This window comes from Nguyenibacter sp. L1 (assembly GCF_035199985.1).
In the GTDB taxonomy this organism is placed as follows: domain Bacteria; phylum Pseudomonadota; class Alphaproteobacteria; order Acetobacterales; family Acetobacteraceae; genus Gluconacetobacter; species Gluconacetobacter vanlangensis.
This window is the reverse complement of record NZ_CP127015.1, coordinates 3,351,670-3,366,088: the sequence shown is the minus strand read 5'-3', so window position 1 is coordinate 3,366,088 and position 14,419 is coordinate 3,351,670. Positions and strand designations below refer to the sequence as shown.

The 14,419-nt window shown below is 66.7% G+C and carries 15 protein-coding genes and 2 tRNA genes; 6 read left to right on the top strand and 11 right to left on the bottom strand.

The window, feature by feature from the left end; genetic code table 11:
* Positions 1–184: 184 nt before the first annotated feature.
* Positions 185–1,366: a ribonuclease D gene (gene rnd, locus QN315_RS15140; protein WP_323990137.1), complete on the bottom strand. Its 1,182-nt coding sequence runs from the start codon at positions 1,364–1,366 to the stop codon at positions 185–187.
* A 148-nt stretch (positions 1,367–1,514) separates the two neighbouring features.
* On the opposite strand from rnd, the gene queF reads away from it, so the two are divergent.
* Positions 1,515–1,994 (top strand): preQ(1) synthase, encoded by a 480-nt coding sequence (gene queF / locus QN315_RS15135; protein ID WP_323990135.1) that lies wholly within the window; start codon positions 1,515–1,517, stop codon positions 1,992–1,994.
* A 41-nt stretch (positions 1,995–2,035) separates the two neighbouring features.
* Here the strand turns inward: queF and atpC are convergent, their stop codons facing one another.
* The 6 genes from atpC to QN315_RS15105 all read right to left on the bottom strand — a co-directional run bounded on the left by atpC (position 2,036) and on the right by QN315_RS15105 (position 8,580).
* Positions 2,036–2,449: an ATP synthase F1 subunit epsilon gene (gene atpC, locus QN315_RS15130; protein ID WP_176640017.1), complete on the bottom strand. Its 414-nt coding sequence runs from the start codon at positions 2,447–2,449 to the stop codon at positions 2,036–2,038.
* A gap of 173 nt (positions 2,450–2,622) precedes the next feature.
* Entirely contained in the window at positions 2,623–4,104 is a 1,482-nt protein-coding gene (gene atpD, locus QN315_RS15125) for a F0F1 ATP synthase subunit beta (RefSeq protein WP_176640016.1), read from the bottom strand.
* Between the two features lie 46 nt (positions 4,105–4,150).
* Positions 4,151–5,032, bottom strand: coding sequence for a F0F1 ATP synthase subunit gamma (locus QN315_RS15120; protein WP_323990134.1), 882 nt, complete (start codon positions 5,030–5,032; stop codon positions 4,151–4,153).
* Positions 5,033–5,048: 16 nt separating this feature from the next.
* Positions 5,049–6,587: a F0F1 ATP synthase subunit alpha gene (gene atpA / locus QN315_RS15115; protein WP_323990132.1), complete on the bottom strand. Its 1,539-nt coding sequence runs from the start codon at positions 6,585–6,587 to the stop codon at positions 5,049–5,051.
* Positions 6,587–7,183: a F0F1 ATP synthase subunit delta gene (locus QN315_RS15110; protein WP_176640013.1), complete on the bottom strand. Its 597-nt coding sequence runs from the start codon at positions 7,181–7,183 to the stop codon at positions 6,587–6,589. The genes atpA and QN315_RS15110 overlap by 1 nt, the downstream gene beginning before the upstream one ends.
* Before the next feature lie 152 nt (positions 7,184–7,335).
* A complete protein-coding gene (locus QN315_RS15105) occupies positions 7,336–8,580 on the bottom strand; it encodes a LacI family DNA-binding transcriptional regulator (protein ID WP_323990130.1) in 1,245 nt (414 codons plus the stop codon).
* Between the two features lie 152 nt (positions 8,581–8,732).
* Between QN315_RS15105 and QN315_RS15100 the strand changes: the two genes are divergently transcribed.
* Positions 8,733–9,518 carry an SDR family oxidoreductase gene (locus tag QN315_RS15100; RefSeq protein WP_323990128.1) on the top strand — a complete coding sequence of 262 codons (786 nt, stop codon included), beginning with the start codon at positions 8,733–8,735 and terminating at the stop codon, positions 9,516–9,518.
* Here QN315_RS15100 and QN315_RS15095 read toward each other — a convergent pair.
* Entirely contained in the window at positions 9,469–10,986 is a 1,518-nt protein-coding gene (locus QN315_RS15095) for an MFS transporter (RefSeq protein ID WP_323990126.1), read from the bottom strand. The genes QN315_RS15100 and QN315_RS15095 overlap by 50 nt on opposite strands.
* A 485-nt stretch (positions 10,987–11,471) precedes the next feature.
* Positions 11,472–12,191 carry a glyoxalase superfamily protein gene (locus QN315_RS15090; protein ID WP_323990124.1) on the bottom strand — a complete coding sequence of 240 codons (720 nt, stop codon included), beginning with the start codon at positions 12,189–12,191 and terminating at the stop codon, positions 11,472–11,474.
* A 222-nt stretch (positions 12,192–12,413) separates the two neighbouring features.
* Between QN315_RS15090 and QN315_RS15085 the strand changes: the two genes are divergently transcribed.
* The gene (locus QN315_RS15085) at positions 12,414–12,650 is read left to right on the top strand and encodes a type II toxin-antitoxin system CcdA family antitoxin (RefSeq protein WP_176640520.1); all 237 of its coding nucleotides are present in this window, start codon (positions 12,414–12,416) and stop codon (positions 12,648–12,650) included.
* Positions 12,650–12,955, top strand: coding sequence for a CcdB family protein (locus tag QN315_RS15080; RefSeq protein ID WP_323990122.1), 306 nt, complete (start codon positions 12,650–12,652; stop codon positions 12,953–12,955). The genes QN315_RS15085 and QN315_RS15080 overlap by 1 nt, the downstream gene beginning before the upstream one ends.
* Here the strand turns inward: QN315_RS15080 and QN315_RS19625 are convergent.
* Together QN315_RS19625 and QN315_RS15075 are read right to left on the bottom strand one after the other, a co-directional pair.
* Entirely contained in the window at positions 12,907–13,431 is a 525-nt protein-coding gene (locus QN315_RS19625) for an Arm DNA-binding domain-containing protein (protein WP_408904645.1), read from the bottom strand. The two genes, QN315_RS15080 and QN315_RS19625, sit on opposite strands and share 49 nt — an antisense overlap.
* Positions 13,432–13,689: 258 nt before the next feature.
* Positions 13,690–13,763, bottom strand: a tRNA-Gly gene (locus QN315_RS15075).
* A gap of 252 nt (positions 13,764–14,015) precedes the next feature.
* On the opposite strand from QN315_RS15075, the gene QN315_RS15070 reads away from it, so the two are divergent.
* Together QN315_RS15070 and secE are read left to right on the top strand one after the other, a co-directional pair.
* Positions 14,016–14,092: transfer RNA gene (locus tag QN315_RS15070), tRNA-Trp, on the top strand.
* 129 nt (positions 14,093–14,221) lie between these two features.
* Entirely contained in the window at positions 14,222–14,416 is a 195-nt protein-coding gene (gene secE / locus QN315_RS15065; RefSeq protein WP_176640517.1) for a preprotein translocase subunit SecE, read from the top strand.
* Positions 14,417–14,419: the final 3 nt, after the last annotated feature.

Here is a 14,419-nt window from a genome sequence, read left to right as displayed (position 1 = left end):
GAATGCACGGACACTAATCCTATATCGTGGGGACACTCAACAGTTCGACCACAAAATCTTGTGGACAAGACTGGGTATAACCTGTTCACAACCCCTGTAAAACCAGCGCATGCCCGCAGCCGGCCCCGTCGTTACGCATACGATCGAAAGTCCTGGCCCCAGACGGGCCGTCAGATGCGGGCCGTCAGATGCGGGCCCGCCTGATCCGCGTGCCGTCGACCCCCAGCAGCATCTGCCCGGATTTCAGCGCCAGGGCGTCGTCGCCGAACACCTTGCGCCGCCAGCCCTGCATCAGCGGCAGGTCGGGCTCGGCCTCCAGCGCCAGCCGGTCGAGATCGTCCGCGGACGCCACCAGGCGCGGCGCCACGTCATGCTCCTCGCAGCACGCCGCCAGCAGCACCTTCAGCAGCGCGACCAAAGCGGGGGACGGGCGCTGACCCTCCCGCGCCTTCGGCGGACGCGGCAGGGCGCTGTCGGGCAGCGCCTTGGCGTCCGCCAGGGCCTCCAGCAGGCCGGCGCCGCCCTTGCCTTCGGCGAAACCGCGCGACACGCCCCTGATCCGGGCCAGCGCGTCGGAATCGGCGGGCGCCGTCGCGGCGATCTCCAGCAGGCTTTCATCCTTCAGCAGGCGCTGGCGCGGCACGTTCACCCGCTGGGCCTCGCGCTCGCGCCAGGCGGCGATGGCCCGCAGGATGCCCAGCATGCGCCGGTTCGCGGTGCGCGGACGCATGCGCTCCCACATCGTCTCAGGGTCCGGGCGAAAGGTGGCGGGAACGGACAGCACCGCCAGTTCCGCCGCGACCCAGTCCAGCCGCCCCTCGCGGCCCAGCCGGTCCAGCAGCACCTGATAGACGGTGCGCAGGTGGGTGACGTCGGCGGCGGCATAGCTGATCTGCGCCGGAGACAGCGGGCGCGCCGACCAGTCGGAGAAACGATGGGTCTTGTCGATATGCGCCCCGGTCAGGGACGAGACCAGGTTGTCATAACCGACCTGGTCGCCATAACCCGCCACCATCGCCGCAACCTGGGTATCGAACAGCGACTCCGGCAGCCGGTCGAACAGATGCAGGAAAATTTCCAGGTCCTGCCGTGCCGCATGGAACACCTTGACGACGGCCGGATCGTCCAGCAGCACCCCCAGCGGGGCCAGGTCGATGCCGGCGGCCAGGGTGTCGACCACCACGACGTCGGCCTGGCCGGCCAACTGCACCAGGCAAAGTTCCGGCCAATAGGTCCGTTCGCGGACGAATTCGGTATCGATGGTCACGAACGGCTCCTGCCGCAACCGTTCGATGACGGCAGTCAGTTCGTCGGTGGTGGTGATCAGCACAGGATCGGGGAATTCGGCTTTGGATGCGTGCGCCATACGGCCTTGTTACCATGGCGTCCGCGCGGTGTGAAAGCGCCGCCGCCCGAAAACGGGCGGCAAACAGGACGCTTGACGGGCCGGAGGCCGCTCTGACATCACCCCGATCCGAGACGACGCCCCTTTTCTTGCGCAAGGAAACCCCGACGTGAGCGCACCTTCCCGCCCCGATGACGGCAGCCAGACGCTGACCCAGCTCGGCAAGCCGACGATCCAGCCCGCCAGCCCCGAGGACGCGACGCTGGAGCGCGTCCCCGCGCCCTATCGCGACCGGCGCTATCTTGTGCGTTTCACCGCCCCGGAATTCACCTCGCTCTGCCCCGTGACCGGCCAGCCGGACTTCGCGCACCTGGTCATCGACTATGTGCCCGATCAGTGGATCGTCGAAAGCAAGTCGCTGAAACTGTTCCTGACCAGCTTCCGCAACCATGGCGCGTTCCACGAGGCATGCTCGGTCCAGATCGCGACCACTCTGGTCGATCTGCTCAGTCCGGTCTGGCTGCGGATCGGCGCCTACTGGTATCCGCGCGGCGGCATGCCGATCGACGTGTTCTGGCAGAGCGGCACCCCGCCCGAAGGAGTCTGGATTCCGCCGCAGGACGTCCCCGGCTATCGCGGGCGCGGCTGACGCGCCCCACGGCAGCCGCCGCGCGGCGGCTGCGATCCGCTCTACGCCGCCGCGCCGCCCGCGGCTTCGATCTCGGCGCGAACCGACTGCATCTTGGCCATCAGCAGGTCCAGGGCCGGTACATCCATCTTGTCCGCTGCGTCATAGGACGCCTGCAACTCCTGCAGGCGCGCCTGGGCGGCCTCGACCGACAGGTCGGACAGCGCGGTGGCCGCGTCCGCCAGGATCGTGCAGCGGGTCGCCGTCATGTCGGCAAACCCGCCCGCGACGAAGAACCGGTCCGTCACCTTGCCGTCCTGATGCAGTTCGACGACACCGCCACGCAGCAGCAGCATCATCGGCGCATGGTCGGGCATGGCGGCGATGTCGCCTTCCAGACCCGGGATCACCGCCATATCGACCGCGCGCGAGAAGAGAACCTTCTCGGGGCTGACGATCTCGACCTCAATCGGCATGGCCTGTCTTCCTTAAAGCAGATCGCGACGAGGCGCCGGCCTCGTCGCGCGACGATGCGCGCGGCACGCTGGAGCACTCCGTCATTCGACGAATCACGCGAACTGCTCCGGTCTTCCGGCTTTCAAAGCCTCACCGGGGCACCCGGGCGGGCGCCCCTTCAGCACATGGCCGATCAGGCCGTTTCCTTCATCTTCTCGGCCTTGGCCACCGCTTCCTCGATCGAACCGACCATGTAGAACGCGCCTTCCGGCAGATGGTCATATTCGCCGGCGACGATCGCCTTGAACGAGCGCACCGTGTCTTCCAGCGACACCAGCTTACCCGGCGCGCCGGTGAAGACTTCGGCGACATGGAACGGCTGCGACAGGAAGCGCTGGATGCGGCGCGCGCGCGCCACCAGCAGCTTGTCGTCCTCGGACAGTTCGTCCATGCCCAGGATCGCGATGATGTCCTGCAGCGATTTGTAGGTCTGCAGGATGCGCTGCACGTCGCGGGCGACCTGGTAATGTTCCGCGCCCACGATCTTGGGATCCAGCGAGCGCGAGGTCGAATCCAGCGGATCGACGGCCGGATAGATGCCCATCTCGGCGATCGAGCGGTTCAGCACCGTGGTCGCGTCCAGATGGGCGAAGGTCGCGGCCGGCGCCGGGTCGGTCAGGTCGTCGGCCGGGACATAGACTGCCTGGACCGAGGTGATCGACCCCTTCTTGGTCGAGGTGATGCGTTCCTGCAGCGCACCCATCTCGGTCGCGAGCGTCGGCTGATAGCCCACCGCCGAGGGAATGCGCCCCAACAGCGCCGAGACCTCGGCGCCCGCCTGGGTGAAGCGGAAGATGTTGTCGACGAAGAACAGGACATCCTGGCCTTCCTCGTCACGGAAATACTCGGCCAGCGACAGGCCCGACAGCGCGACGCGCGCGCGGGCACCCGGCGGCTCGTTCATCTGGCCATAGACCAGCGCCACCTTCGAGCCCTCGGTCGTGTCCTCGCCCAGCTTGATCACGCCGGCATCCTGCATTTCGTAATACAGATCGTTGCCTTCGCGCGTGCGCTCGCCGACGCCGGCAAACACCGACACGCCGCCATGCGCCTTGGCGATGTTGTTGATCAGCTCCTGGATGATGACGGTCTTGCCCACGCCGGCGCCGCCGAACAGGCCGATCTTGCCGCCCTTCAGATAGGGGCACAGCAGGTCGACGACCTTGATGCCGGTCACCAGGATCTCGCTGGCCGCCGCCTGCTCGTCGAAGGCTGGCGCCTTGCGATGGATCGTATAGCGCTTCTCGGCCTTGACCGGGCCGCGATCGTCGATCGGCTCGCCGATCACGTTCAGGATGCGGCCCAGCGTGCCGGGGCCGACCGGAACCGAAATCTGCGCGCCGGTCGCCACGACCTCGGCGCCGCGGATCAGGCCGTCGGTCGAGTCCATGGCGATGCAGCGCACCTCGTGCTCGCCGATCTCCTGCGCCACTTCCAGCACGAGGGTCTGGCCGTTGAACGAGACGTGCAGCGCATCGAGGATGTGCGGCAGCGTGCCCTCGAACTGCACATCGACCACCGCGCCGCGGACCTGGGTCACGCGACCGACGACGTTGCTGTTCTGCGACTGGCCCTGCGTGGCGACAGGAGCCTGGTACTGTGTGGTGTCCGACATGGGTTAGCTCCTGCGGCGAGGAAACGAAATCGGTCCGGGCATCGGCTCAGACCGCCTGGGCGCCCGAGATGATCTCGATCAGTTCGTTGGTGATGTTGGTCTGGCGCGTGCGGTTATAGGTCAGCGTCAGCCGGTCGATCGCCTTGCCCGCATTGCGGGTGGCGTTGTCCATGGCCGTCATCCGCGCCCCCTGCTCGCCCGCAGCGCTTTCCAACATGGTGGCATAGAGCTGGACCTGCAGGTTGCGCGGCAGCAGGCTGGCCAGCAATTCTTCTTCGCCGGGCTCGAATTCATAGGCCGGGGCGTCGATCGCGGGCGCGCCGTCATTGGCCGGCACCGACAGCGGCACCAGTTGCAATTCGGTCGGCGTCTGCGACATGACGTTGCGGAAACGGTTATAGACGACGGTACAGACGTCGAATTCCCCCGTCTCCAGCATCGCGGCGATCCGCCCGCCCAATTCGGCCGCAGCCGAGAACGGGACCTCCTTGCCGCCCGAACCATGGACATGGCCGACCATCAGCGCCGAGAATTCCCGCATCAGGTAGTCATGGCCCTTGCGCCCCACCGGCAGCAGGCGGACGGTCTTGCCCTCGGCCTGCAGGCGGCGGATCAGGTCGCGCGTCGTGCGGTTGATGTTGGCATTGAACGCGCCGGCCAGGCCGCGGTCGCTGGTCATCGGGATCAGCAGATGGACCTTGTCGCCCCCCGTGCCGGCCAGCAGCTTCGGCAGGGCGGCCTCGCCCCGGGTGCCGGCCGCCAGTTCCGCCAGCATCCGGCGCATCGCCGCCGCATAGGGGCGCGCGGCCTCGGCGCGGGCCTGCGCCCGGCGCAGCTTGGCCGCCGCCACCATCTTCATGGCGCTGGTGATCTTCCGCGTCGATTTGACGCTGCCGATCCGCGCGCGAAGTTCCTTGAGGGATGCCATGGATGCAGGCCTGCCCTCAGCCCGCGAACTGACGGCCGAAGCGCGTCAGGAACTCGGTCAGACGGGTTTCGGTTTCCTTGGTGATCTGCCGCTCGGTGCGGATCGAATCCAGGATGTCCTTGCCGGCGGTGCGCAGTTCGGACAGCAATTGCCGCTCATAGGCGATGACCCTGTCCACCGCCACCGCATCGACGAAGCCGCGGGTGCCGGCGAACAGGATGCAGACCTGCTCCTCGACCTGCAGCGGCGAGGTCTCGGGCTGCTTCAGCAGCTCGACCAGGCGCGCGCCGCGGGCAAGCTGCTTCTGCGTCGCCGGATCGAGGTCCGAGGCGAACTGCGAGAAGGCGGCCATTTCGCGATACTGCGCCAGTTCCAGCTTGATCTTGCCGGCAACCTGCTTCATCGCCTTGATCTGCGCGGCGGAACCGACGCGCGACACCGAGCCGCCGACATTCACCGCCGGACGGATGCCGCGATAGAACAGGTCGGTTTCCAGGAACACCTGGCCGTCGGTGATCGAGATCACGTTGGTCGGGATATAGGCCGACACGTCGCCCGCCTGGGTTTCGATGACCGGCAGCGCCGTCAGCGACCCGGCGCCATAGGCGTCGGACATCTTCGCCGCGCGCTCCAGCAGGCGGGAATGCAGATAGAACACGTCGCCCGGATAGGCCTCGCGCCCCGGCGGACGGCGCAGCAGCAGCGACATCTGGCGATAGGCGACCGCCTGCTTCGACAGGTCGTCATAGACGATCAGCGCATGCATGCCGTTGTCGCGGAAGAATTCGCCCATGCTGCAGGCGGCATAGGGCGCCAGATACTGCATCGGCGCCGGGTCGGACGCGGTGGCCGCGACCACGATGGAATAGTCCATCGCGCCCGCTTCCTCCAGCGTGCGGACCAGTTGCGCCACCGTCGAGCGCTTCTGCCCGATCGCGACATAGATGCAGTACAGCGACTTCTTGTCGTCGCCCAGCGCGTTGACCGGCTTCTGCGCGACGATGGTGTCGATCAGGATGGCGGTCTTGCCGGTCTGGCGATCGCCGATGACCAGCTCGCGCTGGCCGCGCCCGATCGGCACCAGCGCGTCGATCGCCTTGATGCCGGTCAGCATCGGCTCGCCGACCGACTGGCGCGGCATGATGCCCGGCGCCTTGACGTCGGCGCGCTTCATGATCACGTCGCCGACCAGCGGCCCCTTGCCGTCGATCGGCGTGCCCAGCGCGTCGACCACGCGGCCCAGCAGCGCCTTGCCGGTCGGGACCTCGACCACCTTGCCGGTACGGGCGACCGTATCGCCTTCACGCATGTCGGAATCGTCGCCGAAGATGACCACGCCGACATTGTCGTTTTCCAGGTTCAGCGCCATGCCGCGCTGACCGGTGGCCGGGAACTCGACCATCTCGCCGGCCTGGACGTTCCGCAGGCCATAGACGCGGGCGATCCCATCGCCGACCGACAGGACGGTGCCCGTCTCGGCCACGTCGACCGGGTTGTCGAACGTGGCGATCTGCTGCTTGAGGATATCCGAAATCTCGGCGGGACGGATTTCCATCACGCGGCTCCCTTCATGGCGTGGTGCAGGCGGGTCAGGCGAGAACGGAGACTGGTGTCGTACAGCCGCGCGCCGACGCGCACGACCAGACCGCCCAGCAGCGCCGCATCGACGCGCTCCTGAATATTGACTTTGGAATAGCCGGCCTCGGCGAGGCGGCTCCGAAGCTGGATGCGCTGCAGGTCCGTCAGGGGATGGGCCGAAACGACCTCGGCCACGGTCTCGCCCCGGCGGGCGGCGGCGATCGCCGCCAGCGCGTCAAGGATCTCGGCCAGCCTGGACAGGCGGCGGTTGCGGGCGACGACGCCCGCGAAATTACGGATGATCGGGCCGAATCCCTGCGCATCGAGCACGGCGTTCAGCGCGCGCGTGGCCTCGGCGACGTCGAGCGTACGATCCGTCAGAAGGGTGCGGAATTCGGCGCTGCCGGCGATCAGGCGCGACAGGGCCGCAGCCTGGTCCAGAACGGCGTCAAGCTGCCATTGATCGGCGGCGAGGTCATAGAGGGCCGTCGCGTAACGACCAGGCAGGCCATTGGCAACGGAGGCGATCGGTATTGTTGTCGTTCCACCCGAAACCACGGTCGGCCTTTCCATCCCAGATCCAGAACACTGCCAGCATGCCGGCGGCCAGGAGAGTCTCCCGCCTGCCGCTGGCCGGGCGTCTAGCATGCTGACCGATACGGCGCAACAAGACGATGAAGCCCGTGTAATATATGATGCGTCCGCATGCCGCCCCGCCCGTCCGGTCAGGCCGGCATGCGCGCCACGGTTGCGTCGGCTCCAATCGTTTCGGCCCTGGCCGTTTCAGCCCAGGCCGTTTCAGCCCCGGCTATTTCGCCCCTGGCCGTCTCGGCGGCGCGGAACAGGGTGGTCTCGCGCCGGACCAGGGTCACGCCCAGATCGACGATCCGCGGCACGTCGCGCCGCCCGGCCAGCAGGTCCAGCACCATGCGGCCGGTCCGTTCGCCGATCGCCCGGAAATCCACCGCGACCGTCGTCAGCGCCGGCACGACCTGGCGGCCGATCTCGAACCCGCCGAAGCCGATCAGCGACATGTCCTCGGGCACCCGCACCCCCCGGCGGTGGCACTCCATCAGCGCCCCCACCCCCACCAGGTCCGACACCGCGAACACGGCCTGCACCTTCGGCGCGCGGTCCAGCAGATGCCCCATGGCCCGCGCGCCATGGGTGAAGGACACCGGCGGATTGCCCATGCGCAGCACCAGCGCGTCGGACAGTCCGGCCTCGCGCAGGGCCTCGGCGAAACCGTCCAGGCGCTCGCCGCCACGATGGTCGCAGGACAGGCCGTCGCCCTCGGCGCCCAGCGCGCCGATGCGCCGATGGCCCAGCGCGATCAGGTGGCGCGCCGCCATGCGCCCGGCCTCGCGGTTCGAATAGCCGACCATGGGATGGACGGGCCGACCGGCCAGCCCGGCCATCTGCACGATCGGGATCGCCTCGGGCGCCAGCATGCGGCGCAGGGTCGGGCCGCGCGGACCGGCCGGCAGCACCAGGGCCTCGGCCCGCCGTCCCAGCATGTCGCGCACATGGCGCAGCATCTCGCCCTCGTCGTAATCGGTATAGCCGATCAGCAATTCGTACCCCGCGCCGCGGATGATTTCCGTCAGGCCACGCGCCGCATCGGCGAAATTGGTGTTGGTCAGGGTCGGCAGGATCAGCCCGACGAAGCCGCTGCGCCGGGTCGACAGGGCCTCGGCCGCGCGATCGGGGACATAACCCAGTTCGGCGATCGCCTGCTCGACGGCGCGGCGCGTCTCCGCGCGCACCAGGTGGGGCGCGCGCAGGGCGCGCGAGACGGTCATGCGCGAGACCCCGGCCCGGGCCGAGACATCCATGATGGTCGGGCGCACGCCGGGCTCCCGCAGCTCCGGCACGGGAACGGTGGACAACGCAGGGCGGGCGGTATCGGCAATGGGCGCGGGGGCCGGGGATGGCGCCGGGGCCGCGCGTGTCGTCCGCGTGTCTGACATGCCTGCCCGTCCCTCCCGCCCCGCCTCGCTCACGCAAACTTATAGGCCCCGAGGGCGCAAAGCCGCGCCCGCAATATGGACAAGGCCGTGCCGTTCCTGTCCGGATAGACATCCCATCATAAGAATCCAAACATGAACAGGAAATGTCTGCCATGCCGATATTGCCGATCTTCGACCTGACCGGACGCCTGGCGCTGGTCACCGGTTCCAGCGGCGGAATCGGCCTGGCGATCGCCGCGGGCCTGGCCGATGCCGGGGCCCATGTCATCCTGAACGGACGGGACGCCGACCGGCTGGAACACGCCGCCGCCACGCTGCGCGAGACTGCGCCGGAAGGCGGCGCGCGCACCGTCCTGACCCGCGCCTTCGACGTGACGGACCGCGCGGCGGTCGAGGCCGGGGTGCGCAAGATCGAGGATGCGGACGGCCCGATCCGCATCCTGGTCAACAATGCCGGCATCCAGCGCCGCGCGCCGCTGGACGCCTTCCCGCCCGAGGACTGGGCCGAACTGATGCGCACCAACCTCGACAGCGTCTTCTTCGTCGGCACCGCCGTCGCGCGCCACATGATCCCGCGCGGCGCGGGCAAGATCATCAATATCGGCAGCGTGCAATGCGAACTGGCGCGGCCCGGCATCGCGCCCTACACCGCGTCCAAGGGGGCGGTGAAGAACCTGACGAAGGGCATGTGCGCCGACTGGGCCCGGCACGGGCTGCAGGTCAACGCGATCGGCCCGGGCTATTTCGAGACGCCGCTGAACCGCGCGCTGGTCGAGGACCCCGAATTCAATGCCTGGCTGAAGAAGCGCACCCCGGCCGGCCGCTGGGGCCGGGTCGAGGAGCTGCAGGGGGCGGCCGTCTTCCTGGCCTCGGACGCATCGTCCTTCGTCAACGGCCAGACATTATATGTGGATGGGGGCGTATTGTCGGTCCTGTGACCGGCGGCGGGACGGAAACCTCCAGCAGCGCGCGGACCGCCTGCGCGCTGCGGCGCGCCCGCGCCCCCGTCGAAAGCAGCCCCAGCCCGGCGATCACGCCCGACAGCGCGACCATGCCCCACCACACGCCGTGGCTGGCCTGGGGCAATTGCGCCATCGCCGCGCCCCCGTCCGCCGCGCCGCGCATCGCCACGCCGGTCATGGTCCCCGACAGGGCGATACCCAGCAGCGCGCCGACCTGCCGGCTGGTCGAGGCCAGGCTGGCCGCCAGCCCCGCCTGGTCGCGCGGCATGCCGGACACCGCCGCATTGGTGATCGGCGCGTTGCACAGCCCGAACCCGCACCCGCACAGCCCATAGGCCGCCAGCAGCACCCCCAGCGGGGTCGCAGCGGCCAGCCCGGTCAACAGCAGCGCCCCGCCCCCCAATCCCGCCGCCGACAGCAGCAGCGGCAGCCGCGCACCCCGCGCCGCCACCAGCCGCCCCGACAGCGGCGCGCAGGCCACCACCCCCAGCGCGAAGGGCAGGGTGCAGAATCCGGCCCGCAGGGCGCTGAATCCCCGCACATCCTGCAGATAGAGCGTGTTGAGGAACAGAAAGCCGCTGAAGATCGCAAAGGCGCAGATCGCGATCAGGATCGCCCCGGTGAAGGGCAGCGCGCGGAAGAAGCGCAGATCCAGCAGCGGCAGGGCGCGCCGCCGCTCGACCATGACCAGCGCGGCCAGTCCGGCCGCCGACAGGGCCAGCGCCAGGCGGATCGGCAGGGCATGCCAGCCGTAATCGCGCGCCTCGATCAGTCCGGCGGTCAGCGCCGCCAGGCTCAGCGCGACCAGGCACTGCGCCGGGCCATCGACGGGGCGCACCCGCGCCGCGCGCGATTCGGGAATGAAGCGCAGGGTCAGCAGCATCGCCGCCAGCCCGATGGGCAGGTTGATCCAGAACACCGACCGCCAGCCGGCATAGGTCGTCAGCACGCCGCCGGCCACGGGGCCCAGCGCCAGCGCGACCCCCGACATCGCGCCCCAGACGCCGATCGCCCGCGCCCGGGCCGCCGGGTCGACGAAGACATTCGCGACGATCGACAGCGCGACCGGGTTCAGCATCGCCCCGCCCACCCCCTGGAACGCCCGGGCCAGCACCAGCGCGGTCGCGCCGGGCGCCATGCCGCACAGGGCCGAGCCCAGGCAGAACAGGGCGATGCCGGCCAGGAAGATGCGGCGGCGGCCAATTCGATCGGCCGTCGAACCCGCCAGCACCAGCAGGCTCGCCACCGCCAGCGTATAAGCATCGACCACCCATTGCAGGGTGGACAACCGACCGCCGAGCGCGCCGCGAATCGCGGGCAGCGCCACGTTGACGATCGTCACGTCCATCATGACCAGCAGCAGGCTGAGACAGCATATGGCCAGCACAAGACCCGGGCGCGGGCCGCGATCATGGGAAGACGCGGTCACACCGGGGCGGAACATACGGAAATCGGACATGAGAGGCCGGAAAAGGATGGAGCGGGCGAAGAAACCTTAATTCCGCCTCTAATCCATTGGTCAACGGGCAACTTTTTGAGCTGCAAAGACATCATAGCCTTCCACTCGGCCTCGTTTCAAGACCTTGTCGAATAGCCCCACGAACATCTCGCACGAACATCTCGAAGGAATCGTCTCGCATCCGAGTCGCTTCCCCGATCCGCCGGACCATCGGCATCTCGACGGAGGCGCAGATGGGTGCCATGCACTCACTCCCATGCGACGCGCCTCTCGACCATGCCCTGCACCGCATGCAGGCCGAGCGAACACGCGATTCAGCCCGCTCCGCTACCCCGCGCGCTGACGGTCTTCTCTTCTCAAGGAACCGCCATGATGCCGTGCCGCCCTGTTCGCGCAATTTGAGCCCCTCAAAAGCGAAATGGCTGTCTGCCCCCTCGTCGTATGGAAGCAGACAACCTTTACGCCTCAAATCAGTCGGCTAAAACAAGATCAAGATTACGCGGTGTATCTGGTAGCGGGCTTGGGCGTTCATCCCCTTCCGCAAGGCCAAAGGACAAATTCGCAGCCCGAAAGACACCTGTACCCGAACCAAATAAAATGCCAAATCCTACATACACTGCTTCATCTGGCACCTCGATCGTGACAGTACGGTGCGTCCATCCGGTCGTGCCGGTAATCGGACCAGCAGGTCCCCGGTTCAAACCCAGATTCTCGAATGCCAGTGCATCTCGGCTCTGACCACGCGCATGAATCCAGATTCGGCCGTTGCCTATGGCGCTCACGCAGCTTATTTGCGCGCGGAAACTGACTGATTTGCCTCGGTAAGGCACTGCGGAAATGCGTTGCATAACCGTCAAAAACTCGCCTGCCTTCGCAACGGACACCCTCTCTTGCGGAGCGCGGCTTTCAATCAGTAGAGCCGGCTTACGATCTGGACCGGCATCAGGTAACAAGTCATGACGAAATAAATCTGAGCGGCCGCTGACAAACCAGCCCTCCGGCACTTTGCCATGACTGGCCGCGCTCTCTGCATCCTGCTGGATATTTGAACTATCTGGACCTATTTGCGCAGCCAGCACATTCCAATCTGCATGGCCAAGCTGTTTAGCGACCAGTTCCAAAGCAGTAGAATGGCTGATCCTCAAATCATGTTCAGCCAATGCTTCACGCAGGATACGCGAATCCGCCACTCCATCTCCAGCCATGACGGCGCGGACGGACGCACTGATCCTCGTCCTGGCCCGCCTGCCGGGACGGCAGATCGCTCGCGAGGAATTCGCACGCCGGCTGGCGAGGTTGCCAATGACAACGAACCGCCGCCGGGCGAGGCCGCCCCCAATCAGCAAGGCGTGGAAGATCCTTGAAATGCGCATTATCCATGCGCATATTGGATGTTGGAAGGAGTCCATGCAATGTCAGCAACACCCAGCACCAGACGCGCCACCAATATCACCCTGCCCACGCATCTCCTGACGGAAGCACGCAGTCTGGGCCTCAACGTCTCGCAGGCCTGCGAGCAGGGTCTTGTCGCGGCGCTCGCCGCCCGCAGGCGCGAAAACTGGCTCGCCGAGAACGGTGACGCGATCCAGTCCTGGAACGAGCATGTCGAGACGCACGGCCTGCCGCTGGCCGACTATCGGGCGTTCTGATGGCGCGTCTCGATGTCTATCCCATGCCGGGCAAACATCGCACGGGGTATGTGGTCGATGTTCAGGCGGAACTCCTGTCCAAACTGGCAACCCGGATGGTCGTTCCCCTGATCCCGGCCTCAGATGCGCCCCCACCGATCAGCGAGCTGAATCCGATTATCGAGATAAAGGATGTGCCGCACGTCCTGCTGACGCAGGCTTTGGCAAGTGTTCCGTTCTCGGAACTCCGTAAGCCCGTCTGTTCCATCGATAGCCATCACGATGCCATCACGCGTGCGCTGGATATTCTGTTCGTTGGCTTCTGAGATATTGCTGCGCATTGAATTCGGAGCATCTGACCGAACCCAGGTGCGAATCTTCTTCGCCACGCCGAGGGCACCACGCCGTTCGACCTTGCTAAGCGCATCGCGCAGGTGATCACGACGGACATCGTAGATCGACAGCTTGCCCATCCTTGCCAAGGATGAAGTTCCACCTGAGACAGCCCAGTCCGGCGCCCATGACGCAGGGATAAGCAGCGGCGGGCATGCCATTGGGCGAATACCCAATCGAAGCCATTCTCCGCCGCCTGCTGGACCGCGAGTCGCTGACGCTTACGCTCTATGAGGGGATTAACGCCCCGGGCCAATAGCGCCCGAGCTTCGTCCCGCAGGACGCACGCTTCTCGAAGACTGGCCTCGGGATAGCTGCCAAAAGATATGCGTTTCTGCTTTCCCTGCCAGCAGTAGCGAAAATGCCACGATTTTGCCCTCACTCGAAGGCACGTAGAGGGCCGGCCCATCGCCATCGGCAAGCGAATACGCTGCCACTGCGGGCTTTGCCTGCCTGACGGCGAAATCGGAGAGCGCCATGCGTCCATTTCCTTCCCGATGCGCGGATCAGGACGGATGGTTTCCCTGCGCTCTCTCTCTTCTCCACCAACAAACCGGCATTCGCCGTAACCGCAAAAATGGCCTCAATCTTGGCCCTAAATCGCGGCGCTTTGGGGAGCTTTCCACGGACCTCGGTGGAACTTAGCGGACATCCATGGAACATAATTTGGAGCGGGCGAAGGGAATCGAACCCTCCTCAGAAGCTTGGAAGGCTACTGCATTACCACTATGCTACGCCCGCTCAGCAGCGCCTTCATAGCCCCGAACCGTTCCCGGCGGCAAGCCCCGCGCCCATCCCGGATACAGGCCCGATACTGGAGACCCGAATCCTCCATGCCCGGCCATCGACGGCGGCGAGACGACAAGGAATCGCATCCACCCCCTTGACTTTGGATGCCGGGCATACTCTTTTCCGCAACCTGCGCCGGGTTCGCACGGGTGGCCAAGACAGCGTGTTTCCGCTATCCGTTGGTCGACGCCGAAGGCGGCATGCAGGGGTGTAGCTCAATTGGCTAGAGCGCCGGTCTCCAAAACCGGAGGTTGGGGGTTCGAGACCCTCCACCCCTGCCATCCGCGCCGGTCGGGACAGACCCGTCCGGTCCGGGTCCGATGCCCCCGACATGCAGTGAGTGGTTTTCGGCTCCCGTTCGCCGGTCTCGTCGGATGGGGTGCCGCGTGGTGTTACGAGAAGGGTGTTTCGTGTCGGTCAGTCCCGCGAAATTTGTGCAAGAAGTCCGCGCCGAAGCGGGCAAGGTCACGTGGCCCACGCGTCGCGCCACTCTGGTGACGACGGGGGCCGTCCTGGCGATGGCCGCCATGACGTCGGTATTTTTCTTTGTCGTCGACCAGATCATCGGCCTGGGCGTACGGGAACTCTTTGGGCTGGGAGGCTGAGGA

What these genes read in the sequence shown, in the direction of transcription:
- rnd (WP_323990137.1), bottom strand. Translation starts at nt 1,366, where the DNA reads ATGGCGCACGCATCCAAAGCCGAATTCCCCGATCCTGTGCTGATCACC.
- atpC (WP_176640017.1), bottom strand. Translation starts at nt 2,449, where the DNA reads ATGCCGATTGAGGTCGAGATCGTCAGCCCCGAGAAGGTTCTCTTCTCG.
- atpD (WP_176640016.1), bottom strand. Translation starts at nt 4,104, where the DNA reads ATGTCGGACACCACACAGTACCAGGCTCCTGTCGCCACGCAGGGCCAG.
- QN315_RS15120 (WP_323990134.1), bottom strand. Translation starts at nt 5,032, where the DNA reads ATGGCATCCCTCAAGGAACTTCGCGCGCGGATCGGCAGCGTCAAATCG.
- atpA (WP_323990132.1), bottom strand. Translation starts at nt 6,587, where the DNA reads ATGGAAATCCGTCCCGCCGAGATTTCGGATATCCTCAAGCAGCAGATC.
- QN315_RS15110 (WP_176640013.1), bottom strand. Translation starts at nt 7,183, where the DNA reads ATGGAAAGGCCGACCGTGGTTTCGGGTGGAACGACAACAATACCGATC.
- QN315_RS15105 (WP_323990130.1), bottom strand. Translation starts at nt 8,580, where the DNA reads ATGTCAGACACGCGGACGACACGCGCGGCCCCGGCGCCATCCCCGGCC.
- QN315_RS15100 (WP_323990128.1), top strand. Translation starts at nt 8,733, where the DNA reads ATGCCGATATTGCCGATCTTCGACCTGACCGGACGCCTGGCGCTGGTC.
- QN315_RS15095 (WP_323990126.1), bottom strand. Translation starts at nt 10,986, where the DNA reads ATGTTCCGCCCCGGTGTGACCGCGTCTTCCCATGATCGCGGCCCGCGC.
- QN315_RS15085 (WP_176640520.1), top strand. Translation starts at nt 12,414, where the DNA reads ATGTCAGCAACACCCAGCACCAGACGCGCCACCAATATCACCCTGCCC.
- QN315_RS15080 (WP_323990122.1), top strand. Translation starts at nt 12,650, where the DNA reads ATGGCGCGTCTCGATGTCTATCCCATGCCGGGCAAACATCGCACGGGG.
- QN315_RS19625 (WP_408904645.1), bottom strand. Translation starts at nt 13,431, where the DNA reads ATGGGCCGGCCCTCTACGTGCCTTCGAGTGAGGGCAAAATCGTGGCAT.